Source organism: Shinella sp. R2-11, assembly GCF_055330205.1.
Genome location: NZ_JBVAPC010000004.1, coordinates 276,268 through 294,687, shown reverse-complemented (window position 1 = coordinate 294,687; position 18,420 = coordinate 276,268). Strand labels below are relative to the sequence as shown.

Sequence of the window (18,420 nt, the reverse complement as noted above, 5' to 3'; positions counted from 1 at the left end):
CGATTGTTGTTTTTGCGCCGTCCGTTCAGAGCAGTTGCCTTTACTTGATAACTGTCTGATAATTTGACCGGTTGGTAAACATTACAGCTTCCGTTGCGGCACTCAAGCCGAAAAACCAAAAACCTTTGGTGAGCGCCAAGAAAATGGCGGCTGGTTAAACTGGTGAATTTGACGGCACTTTTCCGCTCAGCGGAGGACGCCGAGGGGGCACGATGGCACTACCGAGGGCGGCGAGGACACAGCGGCGCACGCGCATCCAGGAAGCCAAGGAAGAGCAGATCCTCGAAGCGGCGCTGGAGGTCTTTTCGCTGCACGGCTTCCGCGGCGCGACGGTGGACCAGATCGCCGAGGTCGCCGGCATGTCCAAGCCGAACCTCCTCTATTATTTCCGTACCAAGGAGGCGATGCACCGGGCGCTGATCACCCGCGTCCTCGACACCTGGCTCGATCCGCTGCGCGAGTTCGACGCGGGCGGCAATCCGGTCTCGGAGATCCGCAGCTACATCCGCCGCAAGCTGGAGATGGCGCGGGATTTTCCGCGCGAAAGCCGGCTCTTCGCCAATGAGATCCTGCAGGGCGCGCCCAATATCGAGGACGAGTTGAAGGGGCCGCTGAAGGCGCTGGTGGACGAGAAGGCGGAGGTCATCCGAAGCTGGGCGAAGGCCGGCAAGATCGCCAAATGCGATCCCTACCACCTCATCTTCTCCATCTGGTCGACCACGCAGCACTATGCCGACTTCGACGTGCAGGTGCGCGCGGTGCTCGGGCAGGGGCAGTCCGGCGAGGGGCGGTTCGAGGATGCGGCGCGCTTCCTCGAACAGCTTTTCGTCGCCGGGCTCAATATCAGCGAGCAGCAGATCTAGACTTCGTTTCCACCGGTTCGGCCTTCGTCTGGCCGAAGAGGCCGGCGGCGATCTGATCGCGTTCGCGCCAGGGCGCGGGCAGGGGAAGCAGCGCGATGCAGACGAGCGCGATCGTCGTCTTGGTGAGCTGCGAAAGCTCGGGCGTGCGGCCATCCGCATAATAGACCGCATAGACGATGGCGACGTGCCAGACATAGACCTGCAGCGAATGGCGGCCGAGCAGGCGCAGGAAGCGCAGCGTGAAGACCGCCGTCACACCGCGGGCAAGCGCGCGGACGAAGGCATTGTGATGCTTCGGGCCGGCGATCAGCAGCCAGGCGAGGCCCGTCGCGACGGCGGCGAAGTTGAGGAGGTAGACCGGGCCGAAATCGGCGCGGATCTCCATCGTCGCGAACTTGTCGAGCACGGCTTGCGGCAACAGGTCCCAGGCGGTGACGATACGCAGCGGCAGGAAGAACAGGCAGATGGCGAGCGCGGCCTTGGGCAGCAATGTCTTCTCCGGCGAAAAGACGGTCTGCCAGTCGATCTTCTTTTGCGCGGTGAGGACGCCGATCACCATGGCGGAGAAGAAGACGATCTGCCAGCCGAGCATGTTGAAGCTGGCGCGGATGCCCTGGCCGTCGGCGCCGGTGACGAGGGCGTTCAGCGGCTCGGTGGCGAAGCGCTGAAGGCCGAGCTGCGCGGCCATCCAGGCGATCAGCGAGCCGGCGAGCACATGCGCCCACTTGCCCTGCAGGCACAGCCAGACGAGCGGCGGGGCGAAGATCATGTAGACGATATATTGCGGCAGGATATCCATGAAGGTCGGCTGGAAGAGGAAGGTGGCGATGGCCGCCAGCCGCAGCGGCTCGTCGAAATTGGTGGTGCCGAGCCAGTTGTACCAGAGCCGGTAGGCGTCGGGCAGGAACATCTGCACGACGAGCACCGCCATCACCGTTCCCATGGCATAGCGGTAGAGCTCGAAGGCGCGGTTGCGGATGAGCTGGCGACCGGTGTCGTAGCCGTATTTCAGCATCTTGCGGGCATAGACCATGCCGATCAGCAGACCCGAGAGGAAGACGAAGCCCTGCGCGTCCTCGACGAAGGCGAACTGACGGTGGTTCACTTCCATCATCCAGTAGCCGCCGACGAATATCAGGTGGTTGATGAGCATGAAGACGAGGAAATAGCCCCGCATGCCATCGATGATCTCAAATCGCTTCAAAATGCGCACTCCGTCGCTGCTCATGGTGCGCCCCAACGGGGCCGCAACGTATGAAGCGGCGGATCGTTCCGAAAAAAATTCAATCGGGCAGGAAAGCCATCAGCGCGAGGCCGCAGGCCGTGACGAGCGCGCCGGCCAGAACGGGCAGGCTCGCCCAGCCATGGCCGAGCAGGCCTTCCAGCAGGATGATGAAGCTCGGCGTCAGGTAGCCGTAGCCGAGCAGCTTGGAAGCCGGCAGGCGCATCGAGGCATATTGCAGCAGCAGGAAGGTGAGGGCCGTGGTGACGACCGCGAGATAGGCGACGGCGGCATAGACGGTGAGGGGGAGGGCCGAAAAGTCGGTCTGGACGAGGCCGCTTATGCCGGGCGGTATCAGCCAGAGCGTCGCGCCCACCGTGACCCAGAAGCCGAAGGCGACGGCGTGCTCGCCCCGGTCGAAGCGGCGGATCAGCGGCACATAGAGAGCATGGCAGATGACGCCGACGAAGAAGATCATCTCGCCGGTGCCGACATCGAAGGAGAGGATCGCATCGATATTGCCGCGGAAGATCACCCAGACCGCGCCCGCGGCGGCGATGATGAGGCCCGCCAGCACGCCCGGCCTGGTGCGCTGGCCGAGCACCGGCAGCGCGAAGGCGGCGCTCAGCAGCGGCATCAGGGTGAAGACCGCGCCGGTGGCGACGGGGCTGGTGAATTCCAGCGCCATGAACATGGTCAGCATGTAGGCCGCGATGAGGCCGCCGAGCAGCAGGAAGCGCCACGCCTGCTTCGGCAGGGCCGTGGGCACGCGGAAGACGCCGAAGGCGAGCACGGCCATGACGACGATGGTCAGGATATAGCGCCAGAGCATCAGCGGCTCGGCCTTCATGTAGCGGGCCGCGAGCCCCCCGAAGGAGAAGGAGCCGGCGATCAGCACGGCGAAGAGCAGCATGGCGAGATGGCCCTTCAGCTTCTCGTGGCCCCTGGCGTGGGTGGAAAGGCCCGCCGGGGCCGGCATACGCTTCGTCAAGAAAATCATCCTATCGTCTGCGGTGCGGCTTGCCCGCCTCCCGCACCGCTGCTCATAGCCTCGGGCGAGAGGATGCGCCAGAGCCCACAGGAAAGCCGCATTCCTCGCCCACAGACGCGCGGCACGGCAAAGGACAGTTCATGACGGCAGCCATCGGCTTCAAGGATACGGACCGCAAGACGAGCGAACTGCTCGAGGACATCCTCCATTCGATCCGGGGCGAGCACATCACGTTGCGCGACCTTCTCACGATGATGGGGGAAAGCGGTCTGCTGCTGCTCTGCGCCTTCCTGTCGCTGCCCTTCCTCTTTCCCGTGTCGATCCCCGGCGTCTCCACCGTCTTCGGTGCGGGCATCGTGCTGATCAGCGCGGCGATCACGCTGAACCGGCTGCCCTGGCTGCCGGAAAAGGTCGCCGACCGGCGGCTGGAAAGCGGCCGGCTGCGGCCGGTGCTCCAGCGCGGCGTGACGTTCCTGCGCCGGATCGACCGCTTCTTCAAGCCGCGCTTCGCCTCGGTGACGACCGGCGCCGTCATGAACCGGATCAACGGGCTGGCGCTGATGGGGGCGGGGCTGCTGCTGATGGCGCCGCTCGGGCTCATTCCCTTTTCCAACACGCTGCCGGGCGTCGCCATCCTGCTGCTCGCCGCCGGCATCTCGCAGCGCGACGGGCTGGTGGTGCTCGCCGGCTACGCGATGGTAGCGCTGACCGTCGTCTATTTCACGGCGCTTGCCTTCCTTGCCTACAGCGCGGGGCAGAGCTTCAACACCTTCGGGTAAGAGGGCTGCCCCTCATCCGGCCTGCCGGCCACCTTCTCCCCGCAAGCGGGGAGAAGGGGATATGACGCACCGTTTTCCCCAACCAACGACCGCGTGGGTCAGGGTGAGAGGCAAGTGCGGCGCTTACTCAGCCGCCTGGCGGGCGGCCGGGTTGTTCGGATGGGTCGTCCAGTTGGCGTAGTTCGGATCGACCGGCTTGCCGGTGCGCTGGTCGAGCGTGCCGGGTTCAAGGCCCACCATGGTGATGCAGTTCTCGACCGGGCAGACGTTGACGCAGAGATTGCAGCCGACGCACTCGTCCTCCATTACCTCGAAATGCCGGACGCCGTCGACGAACTGCGTGATCGCCTGGTGCGAGGTGTCCTCGCAGGCGATGTGGCAGCGGCCGCACTTGATGCAGGCATCCTGGTCGATATGGGCTTTCGCGATGTAGTTGAGGTTGAGATACTGCCAATCGGTGACGTTCGGCACGGCGCGCCCGCAGATGTCGTCAAGGCTGCGGTGGCCCTTGGCGTCCATCCAGTCGGAAAGGCCGGAGATCATCTCCTGCACGATCTTGAAGCCGTAGGTCATGGCCGCCGTGCAGACCTGCACGTTGCCCGCGCCGAGCGCCAGGAACTCGGCGGCATCCCGCCAGGTCGTCACGCCGCCGATGCCGGAGATCGGCAGGCCGTAGGTTTCCGGGTCGCGGGCGATCTCGGCCACCATGTTGAGCGCGATGGGTTTCACCGCCGGGCCGCAATAGCCGCCATGCGTGCCCTTGCCGCCGACCGTCGGGTTGGGGGCGAAGCTGTCGAGGTCGACCGACACGATGGAGTTGATCGTGTTGATCAGCGACACGGCGTCGGTGCCGCCGGCCTTGGCCGCGCGGGCGGGCTTCCTGATATCGGTGATGTTCGGCGTCAGCTTGGTGATGACGGGCATGCGGGTGTACTGCTTGCACCAGCGCACGACCATCTCGATATATTCCGGCACCTGCCCGACCGCCGCGCCCATGCCGCGTTCGGACATGCCGTGCGGACAGCCGAAATTGAGCTCGATGCCGTCCGCGCCGGTCTCTTCCACCAGCGGCAGGATCGCCTTCCAGCTCTCCTCCTCGCAGGGCACCATGATCGAGGCGATCAGCGCCCGGTCCGGCCAGTTCATCTTGACCTGCTTCATCTCGATCAGGTTCGTGTAGAGATCGCGGTCGGTGATGAGCTCGATATTGTTGAGGCCGAGGAGGCGGCGGTCGGCGCCCCAGATCGCGCCGTAGCGCGGGCCGTTGACGTTGACGACCGGCGGGCCTTCCTCGCCGAGCGTCTTCCAGACCACGCCGCCCCAGCCCGCCTTGAAGGCGCGCTCGACATTGTAGGCCTTGTCGGTCGGCGGCGCGGAGGCCAGCCAGAACGGGTTGGGCGACTTGATGCCGACGAAGTTGTTGCGAAGATCAGCCATGTCTCATCTCCCTCAAGCGACGGCAACGGAAGGCTGCGCGCCGGCAGCCAGCATGCGGTTGATCGAATCGGCCGCGTCGCGCCCTTGCGCGACAGAGGTGACCGTCAGGTCCTCGCCGGCCTTCACGCAGTCGCCGCCGGCCCAGACATTGGGAACGGAGGTGCGGCCCTCGGCGTCGACGGCGATGCGGTTGCCGGCCATGGCGAGCAGGCCGAGCCCGGCCGCCTCGAAGGTCTGGCCGATGGCCTTGAAGATCTGGTCGGCGGCGAGCGCCCCGGTCTCGCCGGTGCCGACGAGCCTGCCGTCGCGCATCTCGGTATATTCCACCTCGATGCCGGCGACATGGCCGTCGCGGGCGATGACGCGCTTCGGCTGGAGCCAGTGGCGGATCATCACGCCCTTGGAGGCGGCGAGGTCCTGCTCGAAGGGCGAGGCGTTCATGTGCTCCTTGCCGCGGCGGTAGCAGATCGTCACCTCTTCCGCGCCGAGGAGCTTTGCCTGCACGGCGGCATCGATGGCCGTCATGCCGCCGCCGATGACGACGACGCGCCGGCCGACCGGCACGCTCGCCTTGTCCTCGGCCTGCCGCAGCTCGGCGATGAAATCGACGGCATCCACCACGCCCGGAAGGTTTTCGCCTTCCGCGCCGAGCGCGTTGACGCCGGCAAGGCCCATGCCGAGGAAGACGGCGTCGAAATTGGCGGTGAGGTCGACGAGCGTGAAGTCGCGGCCGAGCTTCAGGCCGTTCTTCACCTCGATGCCGCCGATGGCAAGCACGTAATCGACCTCGCGCTGGGCGAAATCGTCGACCGCCTTGTAGGTGGCGATGCCGTATTCGTTGAGGCCGCCGGCCTTTTCGCGGGCCTCGAAGATCACGACGTCATGGCCGTTCATGGCGAGGCGATGGGCGCAGGCAAGGCCCGCCGGGCCGGCGCCGACGACCGCCACGGCCTTGCCGGTGCGCGCCGCGCGTTCGTAGAAATGTTGGTTCTCCGTCATCGCGACGTCGGTGGCGTAGCGCTGCAGGCGGCCGATTTCGACCGGGCGGTGTTCCGCGGTGTTGCGCACGCAGGCCTGCTCGCAGAGCGTCTCGGTGGGACAGACGCGGGCGCACATGCCGCCGAGGATGTTCTGGTCGAAGATGGTCTTTGCCGAGCCGATCGGGTTGCCCGTCGAGATCTGGCGGATGAACAGCGGAATGTCGATGGAGGTGGGACAGGCCGTCATGCACGGCGCGTCGTAGCAGAAGTAGCAGCGGTCGGCTGCGACCAGCGCCTCATGGTCGTCGAGGCGCGGGTGGAGGTCGGAAAAGTTCGTCTCGTATTCGGCCGGCGCAAGACGCCCCCGATGAATCCCAGATTGCGTCGTTCCCATAGTTATCTCCCATTCGAGTGGGCTTTTTGGATAAGAGAACGGTAACCCAGCTTTATTTTTTTATCAAACGGTAAAACTTCAAAAGAAATGCTGGTTTTTCAATGGTTGCAGCGAAAATAAACATGAGTAATCCGGTTATCTTTTTGCGACGTCAATAAAGCCGTGCGGCCTTGCCTGTCTTTCCTGCGCCATCACGCGGCGTTTGACAGGCCGGGGGAAAAGATGCAGCAAATCGTAGGAAAGGAACGGGGAATACGATGGCGAAGCGGACGGAAACAGCCGGGCGGCTGGACGATGCGGCAAGGGCCGGCTGGCTCTACTATGTCGCCGGCCGCACGCAGGACGAGATCGCCTCGGCCATGGGCATTTCCCGCCAGTCGGCGCAGCGCCTCGTCTCGCTCGCCGTCGCCGAGCGGCTGATCAAAGTGCGCCTCGACCATCCCATCGCCGAATGCCTGGAGCTGGGCGAGGCGCTCAAGCGGAAATTCGGCCTCGTGCATGTCGATATCGTGCCGAGCGATCCGGGTTCCACCTCCACGACGATCGGCATCGCCGAGGCGGGGGCGGCGGAGATCGAGCGCTGGCTGAAGAAGAGCGAGCCCATCGTGCTCGCCGTCGGCACGGGGCGCACGCTGAAGGCGGCGATCGACCAGCTTCCGGCGATGGAGTGCCCGCAGCACCGCATCCTGTCGCTCACCGGCAATATCGGGCCGGACGGCTCGGCCGCCTATTACAACGTCATCTTCTCCATGGCCGACGCGGTGAAGGCCCGGCACTATCCGATGCCGCTGCCCGTCCTCGTCTCCTCGACGGAAGAGCGCGATCTCCTGCACCGGCAGAGCCTCGTGCAGTCGACGCTGCAGCTCGGCCGCGAGGCGGACGTCGCCTTCGTCGGCATCGGCGAGCTCGGTGCCGACGCGCCGCTCTGCCTCGACGGTTTCCTCGATCCCGGGGAGATGGCGCGGCTGATGGAGGAGGGGGCGGCCGGCGAGATCTGCGGCTGGATGTTCGACAGCAATGGCAGGCTGCTCGACGGCAGCATCAACGAGCGCGTCGCCTCGGTGCCGCTGCCGCCGCGCGAGACGACCACGGTCATCGGCCTTGCCAAGGGCAAGCGCAAATATGCCGCCCTCCTCGCCGCCCTCAGGGGGCGCATGATCAACGGCGTGATCACCGACGAAGCGACGGCGCGCTACCTGCTTTCGGCCTGACGGCGCTTTCGCCGGACAGAAATTTCCCATGAGATTCAAGGCATGGCTGTGTGCATTGTGCATCGCAGCAACGAATGGTCGTTGACTTCCTGCGGCATTTTGTGAGTAATTGCCCATGAGCGAAGCAAATGCTCATAACTCTTCTGGGAGGAAGATGATGAATTTGAGAACCCTTCTGCTGGGCACCTGCTCGGCTGCTCTTCTTGCCGGTTTCGCCAATGCCGAAACCCTCACGATCGCTACCGTCAACAACGGCGACATGATCCGCATGCAGGGGCTGACGGAAGACTTCACCACCAAGAATCCGGACATTCAGCTCGAGTGGGTGACGCTCGAGGAAAACGTGCTGCGCGAGCGCGTCACGACCGACATCGCGACGAAGGGCGGCCAGTACGACATCGTCACGATCGGCAACTATGAAGTTCCGATCTGGGCGAAGCAGGGCTGGCTGGTCGCGCTCGACGGCCTCGGCGACGACTACGACGTCGACGACCTCCTGCCGGCGATCCGCGGCGGCCTTTCCGTCGACGGCAAGCTCTATGCCGCGCCGTTCTACGGCGAATCCGCCATGATCATGTACCGCAAGGACCTGTTCGAGAAGGCCGGCCTGACGATGCCCGATTCCCCGACCTGGGAATTCATCGGCGATGCCGCCCGCAAGATCACCGACCGCAGCGCCGACATCAACGGCATCTGCCTTCGCGGCAAGGCCGGCTGGGGTGAGAACATGGCGTTCCTCACCGCGCTCGACAACTCCTTCGGTGGCCGCTGGTTCGACGAGAACTGGCAGCCGCAGTTCGACCAGCCGGAGTGGAAGACCTCCCTCCAGTTCTACGTCGACATGATGAAGGATGCGGGCCCGCAGGGCGCCTCGTCCAACGGCTTCAACGAGAACCTGACGCTCTTCCAGCAGGGCAAGTGCGGCATGTGGATCGACGCGACGGTCGCCGCTTCCTTCGTCTCCAACCCGAAGGACTCGACGGTCGCCGACAAGGTCGGCTACGCGATCTTCCCGGATACGGGCAACGGTAACCACGGTCATTGGCTGTGGTCGTGGAACCTCGCGGTTCCGGCAAGCTCGACCAAGGCCGAGGCCGCGCAGAAGTTCATCGCCTGGGCGACCAGCAAGGGCTACACCGAGCTCGTCGCCAGCAAGGAAGGCTGGGCGAACGTTCCTCCGGGCACGCGCACCTCGCTCTACAAGAACGCCGAATACGAGAAGGCAGCGCCCTTCGCGGCTCCGACCCTTGCGGCGATGGATGCGGCCGACATCACCAAGCCCTCGGTCAAGCCGGTGCCCTATACGGGCGGCCAGTTCGTCGCGATCCCGGAATTCCAGGGTCTCGGCACGACGGTCGGCCAGCTCTTCTCGGCCGTGCTCGCAGGCCAGTCCTCCGTGGACGACGCGCTGGCACAGGCCCAGACAACGGCCGTGCGCGAAATGACCCGCGCCGGCTACATCAAGTAAGCCTCCTCCCCAAGGACGGGCTGCCCGGAATGCGTTCCGGGCAGCCGAGGACGCGGGGTGCCGTGCTCGGCGTTTGCCCCTCATCCCCCTGCCGGGACCTTCTCCTCGCAGGCGGGGAGAAGGAGGAAAACGGCGCGCCCATCGTTCCTCTCCCCGCCTGCGGGGAGAGGATGCCGGCAGGCAGGTGAGGGGCCGCTGGCGGCATATATGATCTGACAGCATCGGCCGGCCGCACCGGCCCTCGGGAGGAAATCATGGCGACGGAGAATACGCGCGGTTTGGCGCGGCTGATGTTGGCGCCCTCTGTGGGCTTGCTTCTGATCTGGATGATCGTGCCGCTGGCGATGACGCTGTGGTTCTCGTTCCAGAACTACAACCTCCTGAACCCGGCGAATGTCAGCTGGACGGGGCTCTTCAACTACCAGTTCTTCTATACCGATCCGGCCTTCTTCCAGTCGATCTGGAACACGCTGCTGATCGTCGGCGGGGTGCTGCTCATCACCGTCGTCGGCGGGACCGCCATCGCGCTTCTCCTCGACCAGCCGGTCTGGGGGCAGGGGATCGTGCGCATCATGATCATCTCGCCCTTCTTCGTCATGCCGCCGGTGGCGGCGCTCGTCTGGAAGAACATGATCATGCATCCGGGCTACGGGGTGCTTGCGGATATCAACCGCGCCTTCGGCTTCCAGCCCATCGACTGGTTCGCCCAGTTCCCGCTGCTGTCGATCATCATCATCGTCGCCTGGCAATGGCTGCCGTTTGCGACGCTCATCCTGCTGACCGCCCTGCAGTCGCTCGACGGGGAGCAGAAGGAAGCGGCCGAGATGGACGGCGCCGGCTTCGTGTCCCGCTTCATCTACCTGACGCTGCCGCATCTCGCCCGCGCCATCACGGTCGTCATCCTCATCCAGACGATCTTCCTGCTCGGCGTCTATGCGGAAATCCTCGTCACCACCAATGGCGGGCCGGGCTATGCCTCGACGAACCTCGCCTTCCTGATCTACCGCACCGCGCTCCTCGGCTACGACGTGGGCGGCGCCTCCGCCGGCGGCATCATCGCCGTCATCCTCGCCAATATCGTCGCCATCTTCCTGATGCGCGCCGTCGGCAAGAACCTGGACAAATAGGGAGAGAAGCCATGGCAAGAGCCGTTTCGACCCGCCACAAGGTTGTGGCCACGATCGCCGCCTGGATCGTCGCGCTGATCATCTTCTTCCCGATCCTCTATACCGTCATCACCTCGCTGAAGACGGAGCCGGAGGCGATCAAGGGCTTCAGCCTCATCCCGTCCTTCACGCTGGAAAGCTACGTGACGGTGCAGACCCAGCGCGACTATCTCAAGCCCTTCATGAACTCGGTGGTCATCTCCGTCGGTTCCACGCTGCTGGCGCTTATCGTCGCCATCCCTGCCGCCTGGTCGATGGCCTTCGCGCCGACGCGCCGGACCAAGGACATCCTGATGTGGATGCTCTCGACCAAGATGATGCCGGCCGTCGCCGTGCTGGTGCCGATCTACCTGATCTTCCGCGACACGGGCCTTCTCGACACGCGCTTTGGCCTCACCGTCATGCTGACGCTGATCAACCTGCCGATCGTCGTGTGGATGCTCTACACCTACTTCCGCGAGATCCCCGGGGAGATCCTAGAGGCGGCCCGCATGGACGGGGCGACGCTCTGGGGCGAGATCGTGCATGTGCTGACGCCGATGGCGGTGCCGGGCATCGCCTCGACGCTGCTGCTCAACATCATCCTCGCCTGGAACGAATCCTTCTGGACGATCCGCCTGACGACGACCAACGCCGCGCCGCTCACGGCCTTCATCGCCTCGTTCTCGAGCCCGCAGGGCCTCTTCTGGGCGAAACTTTCGGCGGCATCCACGCTCGCCATCGCCCCCATCCTCATCATGGGATGGTTCAGCCAGAAACAGCTTGTCCGCGGCCTGACCTTCGGCGCCGTGAAGTAAGGGGAGGGAACTCATGGGCAAGATCATCCTGAAGAAAGTCAACAAATCCTTCGGCGCCACGCAGGTCATCCCGGGCATCGACCTCACCATCGAGGACGGCGAGTTCGTGGTCTTCGTCGGCCCGTCGGGCTGCGGCAAGTCCACGCTCTTGCGCCTCATCGCAGGCCTGGAGGACACGACGAGTGGCTCGATCGAGATCGACGGCAAGGACGTCACCGCCGCCGCCCCCGCCAAGCGCGGGCTCGCCATGGTGTTCCAGTCCTATGCGCTCTATCCGCACATGACGGTGAAGAACAACATCGCCTTCCCGCTGAAGATGGCGAAGACCGATCCTGCCATCATCGACAAGAAGGTGACGGAAGCAGCACGCGTGCTGAACCTCACCAACTACCTGGAGCGGCGGCCGGGTCAACTTTCCGGCGGTCAGCGCCAGCGCGTGGCCATCGGCCGCGCCATCGTGCGCGAACCGTCGGCCTTTTTATTCGACGAGCCTCTGTCCAACCTCGACGCGGCGCTGCGCGGCACGATGCGGCTCGAAATCAGCGAGCTTCATCACCAGCTCAAGACCACGATGATCTACGTCACCCACGACCAGGTGGAGGCCATGACCATGGCCGACAAGATCGTGGTGCTGAATGCCGGCAATATCGAGCAGGTCGGCTCGCCGCTCGATCTCTACAACAAGCCGGACAACCTCTTCGTCGCCGGCTTCATCGGCTCGCCGCGCATGAACTTCGTCACGGGCGAGGCGGCAAGGCCCTGGAACGCGCCGACCGCCGGCATCCGTCCGGAGCACCTGAAGCTCTCCAAGGAGAGCGGCACCTGGAAGGGCGTCGTCGGCGTCGCCGAGCATCTCGGCTCCGACACGTTCCTGCATGTCAATGTCGACGGCGTCGGCACGATGACGGTGCGCGCGGACGGCGGCTTCCCCGTCACCCATGGCGACACCGTCTATCTCACGCCGGACGAGACCCGCATCCACCGCTTCGACGACAAGGGAATGGCGATCCGATGAACAGACTGGAAGGCAAGAGTGCGCTGATCACCGGATCGGCGCGGGGTATCGGCCGCGCCTTCGCGGAGGCCTATGTCCGGGAGGGCGCGCGCGTCGCCATCGCCGACATCAATATCGAGCGGGCCGAGGCGACCGCGAAGGAGATCGGCCCCGCGGCCTATGCGATCCAGATGGACGTGACGCGGCAGGAGTCCATCGACGCGGCCATCGGGGCTTGCGTGAAGGAGGCCGGCGGGCTCGACATCCTCGTCAACAACGCCGCGCTCTTCGATCTCGCGCCGATCGTCGAGATCACGCGGGAGAGCTACGACAGGCTGTTCTCGATCAATGTCGCCGGCACGCTCTTCACGCTGCAAGCGGCGGCGAAACAGATGATCGCGCAGGGCCGCGGCGGCAAGATCGTCAACATGGCGAGCCAGGCCGGCCGGCGCGGCGAGGCGCTCGTCGCCATCTACTGCGCCACCAAGGCGGCCGTCATCAGCCTGACCCAGTCGGCCGGGCTGAACCTCATCAGGCACGGCATCAACGTCAATGCCATCGCCCCCGGCGTGGTCGACGGCGAGCACTGGGACGGCGTCGACGCGCTCTTTGCGAAATACGAGAACCGGCCGCTCGGCGAGAAGAAGCGCCTCGTCGGCGCCGAAGTGCCCTTCGGCCGCATGGGAACGGCGGACGACCTCACCGGCATGGCGATCTTCCTGGCCTCGCAGGAGAGCAACTACGTCGTCGCCCAGACCTACAATGTCGACGGCGGCAACTGGATGAGCTGAGCCCGCGCCGAACGCGGACCCCGGCAAGAGAGATGACCGGACAGACCGGAAGGAATGGACCATGACCACGAAACTGTCGCTCGCCAACCTCAGGGAAATCGCCAGGACGGCAAGCGTGCCCGCCTATGAGCGCGGCAGCCTTGCGGCCGGCATCGTCCATTTCGGCGTCGGCAATTTCCACCGGGCGCATCAGGCGGTCTATCTCGACGACCTCTTCAATCTCGGCCTCGACCATGACTGGGCGATCATCGGCGCGGGTGTCCTGCCCTCGGATGCGGCGATGCGTGACAAGCTCGCGGGCCAGGATTTCCTGACGACCGTGGTCGAGCAGGACAACAACCGCTCCGGCGCGCGCGTCACCGGCGCGATGATCGGCTACCTCGCCCCCGGCAATGCCACGGCGACTATCGCCCAGCTCTCGGACCCGGCGATCCGCATCGTCTCGCTGACCATCACCGAGGGCGGCTATTTCATCGATCCGGCCTCCGGCGTCTTCGATCCCACCCATCCGGCGATTGCCGCCGACGCCGCAAATCCCGGCGATCCGAAGACCGTCTTCGGCCTCATCCTCGCAGGGCTCAAGGTGCGCCGGGAGAAGGGCATTCCGCCCTACACCGTCATGTCCTGCGACAACATTCCCGGCAATGGCGAGGTCACGCACGCCGCCGTCTCCGGCCTTGCCCGCCTCTCCGATCCGGCGCTCGCCGACTGGATCGACGCCAATGTCGCCTTCCCGAACGGCATGGTAGACCGCATCACGCCCGCCACCGGGCCGCGCGAGATCGGCATCGCCGCCGCCGACTACGGCATCGACGACGCCTGGCCGGTCTTCTGCGAGGAATTCAAGCAATGGGTGCTGGAGGATCATTTCCCGCAAGGTCGCCCGGCGCTGGAGAAGGCCGGCGTCCAGTTCGTGCCGGATGTCGCGCCCTACGAGCACATGAAGATCCGCATCCTCAACGGCGGCCATGCGGCCATCGCCTATCCGGCGGCGCTGCTCGACATCCATTTCGTGCACGAGGCGATGGAGGATGCGGATATCCGCGCCTTCCTCGCCAAGCTGGAACGGGACGAGATCATCCCCGTCATCCCGCCCGTGCCGGATACCGACCTCAACGACTATTATGCGCTCATCGAGCGGCGCTTCTCCAATCCGAAGATCGCCGATACGATCCCGCGCCTTGCGCAGGACGGGTCCAACCGCCAGCCGAAGTTCATCCTGCCGTCCACCGCCGACCGGCTGTCGCGCGGCGAGGATGTCGTCGGCCTCTCGCTGGTCTCGGCGCTCTGGTGCCACTATCTCGCCGGCACGACCGACAGCGGCAAGGATATCGCCTTCAACGATCCCAATATCGACCGCATCCGTGCCGCCGCGACGGCCGCCAGGGACGAGCCGCTCGCCTTCCTCGACATGAAGGACATCTTCGGCGCCGTCGGCACGTCGGAGCTCTTCCGCCGGCGCTTTGCCGATGCGCTCCGCTCCCTTCAGCAAGAAGGAACGCGTGCGACGCTGACGCGCTATCTGGAAGGCCGCCTGGCAAATTGAGGAGATCGCCAATCGGGGCTTTTCATCGCGCGGGGCAGACAGTACCAACGGGGGCCTGAAAACGGAACGGAACGCCATGGCCGCCAAAGCGACAGAACTGGTCATCTTCGATTGCGACGGGGTGCTCGTCGACAGCGAACCCATCTCGATCACCGTTCTTGTCGAAGCGCTTGCCGCCGCGGGCGTCGCGATGAGCGAGGCGGAGGCGCATGAGCGTTTTCTCGGCCGCAGCCTCAAAAGCATGTCGGAGATCCTGCACGACGAATACGGTCTTGCGATAGATGCGGCCTTCCTGGAGGCCATGCGCAAGGTGCTCTACGAGCGCTTCCGTTCGGAGCTCCGGCCCATCGCGGGCGTGGCCGAGACCGTCGATGCGCTCGGCGTCGCCCATTGCGTGGCCTCGTCCAGCCAGCCCGAGCGCATCCGGCTGTCGCTTTCCGTCACCGGCCTCATCGGCCGCTTCGAGCCGAACATCTTCAGCGCCAGCATGGTCGTCCACGGCAAGCCGGCGCCGGATCTCTTCCTGCATGCCAGCGCCGAGATGGGGGTGGACCCTGCGCGCTGCGTGGTGGTGGAGGACAGCCCCGCCGGCATCATGGCCGCCAAGGCCGCCGGCATGCGGGTCGTCGCGTTCACCGGCGGCTCCCATGCGCGCACGTCCCGCCATCGAGACGCCCTGCTCGACCTGCGTCCCGATGCCCTGTTTGACGACATGCGGGAATTGTTACAGTTTGTCCGCGAGGAAGAGGACGTCGGGAAAGAGCATTGATGCGCGATCTGATCGTTGCGGTGGACATCGGCACGGGCAGTGCCCGCGCCGGTGTGTTCGACCGGAGCGGCGCGCTGCTCGGGCGTTCCGAGCATCCGATCGCCATGCGCCGCCCGGCCGCCGACCATGCCGAACACGATTCCGAGGATATCTGGCGCGCCGTCTGCGGCGCGGTCCGGGGCGCCTGCGCGGCGGCGGATGCGCGCCCGTCGCGGGTCGCCGCGCTGGGCGTGGATGCGACCTGCTCGCTGGTCGTCCGCGACGGGGCGGGAAAGCCGCTCGCCGTTTCCGGCGATGACGCGCGCTGGGATACGATCGTCTGGCTCGACCACCGGGCGCTGGAGGAGGCCGATGCCTGCACGGCGACGGCGCATCCGGCGCTTGACCATTCCGGGCGCGTGATGTCGCCGGAAATGGAAATGCCGAAGCTCATGTGGCTGAAGCGCCACCGGCCCGGGCAATGGGCGAGGGCCGGCTATTTCTTCGATCTCGCCGATTTCGTCACCTGGCGGGCGACGGGCTCGAATGCCCGCTCGCGCTGCACGATGACGGCCAAGTGGAACTATCTTTCCCATGCGGAAGAGCCCTGGAGCGAGGATTTCCTCGCCGCGGTCGGGCTTGAGGACGTGCGCGAGCGTGGATCGCTGCCGCAAACGACCCTGCCCGTCGGGCAGGCGGTCGGGCGGCTTGCCGCCGGGGCGGCGGAAGACCTCGGGCTGGACACGGACTGCGTGGTCGCGAGCGGCCTCATCGATGCCTATGCCGGCGCCTTGGGCGTGCTCGGCCCGTTTGCCGGCGCGCCGGAAAAGCTGGAGCGGCAGCTTGCGCTGATCGGCGGGACGTCGAGTTGCATCGTCGCCTTCGCGCGGGAAAAGAAATTCGGCTACGGCATGTGGGGACCCTATTACGAGGCGGTCCTGCCGGGCCTCTGGCTGCTGGAGGGCGGCCAGTCGGCGGCGGGCGCGCTGCTCGACCATATCGTCCGGACGCACAGCGCCGGCGGCGAGCCCACGGCGGTAACGCATGCCCGGATCGTCGAGCGGATCGGGGAACTGCGGGCCGAAGAGGGCGAGGCCTTCGCAGAGCGGCTGCATGTCCTGCCCGATTTTCACGGCAACCGTTCGCCGCTCGCCGATCCCCATGCCCTCGGCGTGATCAGCGGGCTGGCGCTCGATGCCTCCTTCGACGGGCTCTGCCGGCTCTACTGGCGGACCTCGGTCGCCATCGCGCTCGGCATCCGCCATATCCTTGAAAAGCTCGCCGACGGCGGCTATCCGCTCGATACGCTCCATGTCGCGGGCGGCCATGTGCGCAATCCGCTGCTGATGGAACTCTACCGGGATGTGACCGGCTGCCGCCTCGTCGTGCCGCAGACGCAGGATGCGGTGCTGCTCGGCACGGCGATGGCCGCGGCGGTTGCCGGCGGCCTCTATCCGGACCTGCCGGCGGCGGGCTCCGGCATGTATCCGGGCGGGCGGGAATACCTGCCGAATGCGGCCCGCAAGGCCCGCTACGACCGGGATTTCCGGCGTTTCCTGGCGCTCTATCGCCATCGCGCCGAACTCGACGCCATCGACTGAAAAATTTCTCGAAAAATCCGCAACCGGTCGGAACCAAATCGCGCGCCGCGTGTTTATCGGTTGTCACCGGTCTGCGCATATCCCCCAAATGCGAGGCCCTCGACCGGTGATCGACCACGACACCGTGTCCCCCTCCGGTCCGTGGACATTCAAGCAGCCAGTGCCTCCCCGGCGCTGGCTGTTTTCTTTTGTCGGCCTTTCATCGTTGCGGACAAGGAAAGGCGGCGGTGGGCGTGCCGTCCCACCGCCGCCGGCCGCGCCGCCGCTGCGGCTATCCGGGAGCGAGATCAGGCCGCTGCGCGGGTCTGCGGCGTAAAGAGGAGAGCCTGGTTGATCAGCACCTTCACCTGTTCGGGGTTGAAGGGCTTGGAGACGAGGAAGGCCGGTTCGGGCCGCTCGCCGGTCAGGAGCTTCTCCGGGTAGGCGGTGATGAAGATCACCGGGATATCCGTGCGCGAGAGGATGGTGTTGACGGCATCGATGCCGGAGGAACCGTCGGCAAGCTTCACGTCGGCGAGCACCAGGCCCGGGCGGCTGTCGCTCCACAGCGTCTCGGCCTCGGCCTGGGTGCGGGCGATGCCGGTGACGCGGTGGCCCATGCCGGCGACCATGTGGGCAAGGTCGAGCGCGATCAGCGGCTCGTCCTCGATGATCATGATGCCCGTTTCCGCCTGCGCCGCGATTTCCGCGAAGGCGGCGTCGAGCAGGTCGCGGATGTCCGCGGCGTCAGCCTCGAGGATCTCGGCGGTCTTCTCGACCGAGAAGCCCTCGACGGTTGCAAGCAGCAGGGCCTGGCGGCCGAGCGGGGGCACGCCGGAAAGATCGAAGGGCGCCTCCTTGCCCGGCACGATGGCGCCGGCGGCGCGGCTCATGGAAACCGGCAGCGATGCGATGATGCGGCTGAGGAGCCCGAAGAGCCTTGCCTTGTCGTCCTGGCCTTCCGGCATGGTCGAGGGATCGATGAGGATGGTTTCCAGGGTGGCGGCCACATAGGCGTCGCCGGAGGACTGGGTGCCCGTAAGCGCGCGGGCGTAGCGGCGAAGCGCCGGAAGATGAGGTCCGATGCGGTCGGAAATCGGCATAGTGTGTCCCCTGTTCTCGAATTGCTGCACTGGCAGTTGACGGTTTGAACGCGGCAATCAAATTTAGGTTCCGGGGGAGGGAACTTTTTTCGCCAGGCGGCATTTTGACGCCGAAATCTTCACCGGGGCGTGGAGCGACACAAGATGAAAGTGGCCAAGAGTGAATAGTTTGGAAAAACAGACGAGGGCGGGACCGTCCGCCAGAAAACCGGACGATCCGAACGGGCAGATCGCGATGAAGCTTCGCGCCTTCTACCATTCGGTTCAGGATGAGGCGCTTCCCCAGAGGTTCCTGGATCTTCTCGAAAAATTGGATGCTGTCGAAAACAGCGTTCAACGGGCCGAGTGAG

The 18,420-nt window shown here is 65.4% G+C and carries 17 protein-coding genes; 12 read left to right on the top strand and 5 right to left on the bottom strand.

What is annotated here, in order from left to right:
* Nucleotides 1–212: 212 nt before the first annotated feature.
* A complete protein-coding gene (locus tag ACZ1A1_RS13290) occupies nucleotides 213–863 on the top strand; it encodes a TetR family transcriptional regulator C-terminal domain-containing protein (RefSeq protein ID WP_119256849.1) in 651 nt (216 codons plus the stop codon).
* Here the strand turns inward: ACZ1A1_RS13290 and ACZ1A1_RS13285 are convergent.
* Nucleotides 844–2,067, bottom strand: coding sequence for an OpgC family protein (locus tag ACZ1A1_RS13285; protein WP_463620419.1), 1,224 nt, complete (start codon nucleotides 2,065–2,067; stop codon nucleotides 844–846). The two genes, ACZ1A1_RS13290 and ACZ1A1_RS13285, sit on opposite strands and share 20 nt — an antisense overlap.
* A gap of 79 nt (nucleotides 2,068–2,146) precedes the next feature.
* Nucleotides 2,147–3,076 carry a DMT family transporter gene (locus ACZ1A1_RS13280; protein WP_463620307.1) on the bottom strand — a complete coding sequence of 310 codons (930 nt, stop codon included), beginning with the start codon at nucleotides 3,074–3,076 and terminating at the stop codon, nucleotides 2,147–2,149.
* Nucleotides 3,077–3,216: 140 nt separating this feature from the next.
* Between ACZ1A1_RS13280 and ACZ1A1_RS13275 the strand changes: the two genes are divergently transcribed.
* Complete coding sequence (locus ACZ1A1_RS13275) at nucleotides 3,217–3,855, top strand: exopolysaccharide biosynthesis protein (protein WP_463620306.1); 639 nt, start codon at nucleotides 3,217–3,219, stop codon at nucleotides 3,853–3,855.
* Nucleotides 3,856–3,978: 123 nt separating this feature from the next.
* Here the strand turns inward: ACZ1A1_RS13275 and preA are convergent, their stop codons facing one another.
* On the bottom strand, nucleotides 3,979–5,292 hold the full coding sequence (gene preA, locus ACZ1A1_RS13270; RefSeq protein ID WP_463620305.1) for an NAD-dependent dihydropyrimidine dehydrogenase subunit PreA: 1,314 nt from the start codon (nucleotides 5,290–5,292) through the stop codon (nucleotides 3,979–3,981).
* A 12-nt stretch (nucleotides 5,293–5,304) separates the two neighbouring features.
* Nucleotides 5,305–6,666 (bottom strand): NAD(P)-dependent oxidoreductase, encoded by a 1,362-nt coding sequence (locus ACZ1A1_RS13265; RefSeq protein ID WP_463620304.1) that lies wholly within the window; start codon nucleotides 6,664–6,666, stop codon nucleotides 5,305–5,307.
* 257 nt (nucleotides 6,667–6,923) lie between these two features.
* Here ACZ1A1_RS13265 and ACZ1A1_RS13260 point away from each other — a divergent pair, with 257 nt between their 5' ends.
* The 9 genes from ACZ1A1_RS13260 to ACZ1A1_RS13220 all read left to right on the top strand — a co-directional run bounded on the left by ACZ1A1_RS13260 (nucleotide 6,924) and on the right by ACZ1A1_RS13220 (nucleotide 16,988).
* Nucleotides 6,924–7,877, top strand: a complete 954-nt coding sequence (locus ACZ1A1_RS13260; protein WP_313193615.1) for a sugar-binding transcriptional regulator — start codon at nucleotides 6,924–6,926, stop codon at nucleotides 7,875–7,877.
* Between the two features lie 157 nt (nucleotides 7,878–8,034).
* A complete protein-coding gene (locus tag ACZ1A1_RS13255; protein ID WP_415215731.1) occupies nucleotides 8,035–9,345 on the top strand; it encodes an ABC transporter substrate-binding protein in 1,311 nt (436 codons plus the stop codon).
* A gap of 254 nt (nucleotides 9,346–9,599) precedes the next feature.
* Nucleotides 9,600–10,472, top strand: a complete 873-nt coding sequence (locus tag ACZ1A1_RS13250) for a carbohydrate ABC transporter permease (protein ID WP_415215730.1) — start codon at nucleotides 9,600–9,602, stop codon at nucleotides 10,470–10,472.
* An 11-nt stretch (nucleotides 10,473–10,483) separates the two neighbouring features.
* Nucleotides 10,484–11,308, top strand: coding sequence for a carbohydrate ABC transporter permease (locus ACZ1A1_RS13245; protein WP_119256860.1), 825 nt, complete (start codon nucleotides 10,484–10,486; stop codon nucleotides 11,306–11,308).
* A 13-nt stretch (nucleotides 11,309–11,321) separates the two neighbouring features.
* On the top strand, nucleotides 11,322–12,323 hold the full coding sequence (locus ACZ1A1_RS13240; RefSeq protein ID WP_463620303.1) for an ABC transporter ATP-binding protein: 1,002 nt from the start codon (nucleotides 11,322–11,324) through the stop codon (nucleotides 12,321–12,323).
* The gene (locus ACZ1A1_RS13235) at nucleotides 12,320–13,093 is read left to right on the top strand and encodes an L-iditol 2-dehydrogenase (protein WP_463620302.1); all 774 of its coding nucleotides are present in this window, start codon (nucleotides 12,320–12,322) and stop codon (nucleotides 13,091–13,093) included. Before ACZ1A1_RS13240 ends, ACZ1A1_RS13235 begins: the two co-directional genes overlap by 4 nt.
* Nucleotides 13,094–13,154: 61 nt before the next feature.
* Complete coding sequence (locus ACZ1A1_RS13230; protein ID WP_463620301.1) at nucleotides 13,155–14,639, top strand: mannitol dehydrogenase family protein; 1,485 nt, start codon at nucleotides 13,155–13,157, stop codon at nucleotides 14,637–14,639.
* A 76-nt stretch (nucleotides 14,640–14,715) separates the two neighbouring features.
* Nucleotides 14,716–15,408 carry an HAD family hydrolase gene (locus ACZ1A1_RS13225; RefSeq protein WP_463620300.1) on the top strand — a complete coding sequence of 231 codons (693 nt, stop codon included), beginning with the start codon at nucleotides 14,716–14,718 and terminating at the stop codon, nucleotides 15,406–15,408.
* Entirely contained in the window at nucleotides 15,408–16,988 is a 1,581-nt protein-coding gene (locus tag ACZ1A1_RS13220; protein WP_463620299.1) for an FGGY-family carbohydrate kinase, read from the top strand. Before ACZ1A1_RS13225 ends, ACZ1A1_RS13220 begins: the two co-directional genes overlap by 1 nt.
* Before the next feature lie 287 nt (nucleotides 16,989–17,275).
* On the opposite strand, the gene ACZ1A1_RS13215 is transcribed toward ACZ1A1_RS13220, so the two are convergent.
* Nucleotides 17,276–18,070 (bottom strand): response regulator, encoded by a 795-nt coding sequence (locus ACZ1A1_RS13215; protein ID WP_463620298.1) that lies wholly within the window; start codon nucleotides 18,068–18,070, stop codon nucleotides 17,276–17,278.
* Between the two features lie 169 nt (nucleotides 18,071–18,239).
* On the opposite strand from ACZ1A1_RS13215, the gene ACZ1A1_RS13210 reads away from it, so the two are divergent.
* A complete protein-coding gene (locus tag ACZ1A1_RS13210) occupies nucleotides 18,240–18,419 on the top strand; it encodes a NepR family anti-sigma factor (RefSeq protein WP_463620297.1) in 180 nt (59 codons plus the stop codon).
* The last annotated feature ends 1 nt before the right edge of the window (nucleotide 18,420 follow it).

What these genes read in the sequence shown, in the direction of transcription:
- ACZ1A1_RS13235 (WP_463620302.1), top strand. Translation starts at nt 12,320, where the DNA reads ATGAACAGACTGGAAGGCAAGAGTGCGCTGATCACCGGATCGGCGCGG.
- ACZ1A1_RS13240 (WP_463620303.1), top strand. Translation starts at nt 11,322, where the DNA reads ATGGGCAAGATCATCCTGAAGAAAGTCAACAAATCCTTCGGCGCCACG.
- ACZ1A1_RS13255 (WP_415215731.1), top strand. Translation starts at nt 8,035, where the DNA reads ATGAATTTGAGAACCCTTCTGCTGGGCACCTGCTCGGCTGCTCTTCTT.
- preA (WP_463620305.1), bottom strand. Translation starts at nt 5,292, where the DNA reads ATGGCTGATCTTCGCAACAACTTCGTCGGCATCAAGTCGCCCAACCCG.
- ACZ1A1_RS13290 (WP_119256849.1), top strand. Translation starts at nt 213, where the DNA reads ATGGCACTACCGAGGGCGGCGAGGACACAGCGGCGCACGCGCATCCAG.
- ACZ1A1_RS13225 (WP_463620300.1), top strand. Translation starts at nt 14,716, where the DNA reads ATGGCCGCCAAAGCGACAGAACTGGTCATCTTCGATTGCGACGGGGTG.
- ACZ1A1_RS13245 (WP_119256860.1), top strand. Translation starts at nt 10,484, where the DNA reads ATGGCAAGAGCCGTTTCGACCCGCCACAAGGTTGTGGCCACGATCGCC.
- ACZ1A1_RS13260 (WP_313193615.1), top strand. Translation starts at nt 6,924, where the DNA reads ATGGCGAAGCGGACGGAAACAGCCGGGCGGCTGGACGATGCGGCAAGG.
- ACZ1A1_RS13230 (WP_463620301.1), top strand. Translation starts at nt 13,155, where the DNA reads ATGACCACGAAACTGTCGCTCGCCAACCTCAGGGAAATCGCCAGGACG.
- ACZ1A1_RS13215 (WP_463620298.1), bottom strand. Translation starts at nt 18,070, where the DNA reads ATGCCGATTTCCGACCGCATCGGACCTCATCTTCCGGCGCTTCGCCGC.
- ACZ1A1_RS13265 (WP_463620304.1), bottom strand. Translation starts at nt 6,666, where the DNA reads ATGGGAACGACGCAATCTGGGATTCATCGGGGGCGTCTTGCGCCGGCC.
- ACZ1A1_RS13220 (WP_463620299.1), top strand. Translation starts at nt 15,408, where the DNA reads ATGCGCGATCTGATCGTTGCGGTGGACATCGGCACGGGCAGTGCCCGC.
- ACZ1A1_RS13250 (WP_415215730.1), top strand. Translation starts at nt 9,600, where the DNA reads ATGGCGACGGAGAATACGCGCGGTTTGGCGCGGCTGATGTTGGCGCCC.
- ACZ1A1_RS13275 (WP_463620306.1), top strand. Translation starts at nt 3,217, where the DNA reads ATGACGGCAGCCATCGGCTTCAAGGATACGGACCGCAAGACGAGCGAA.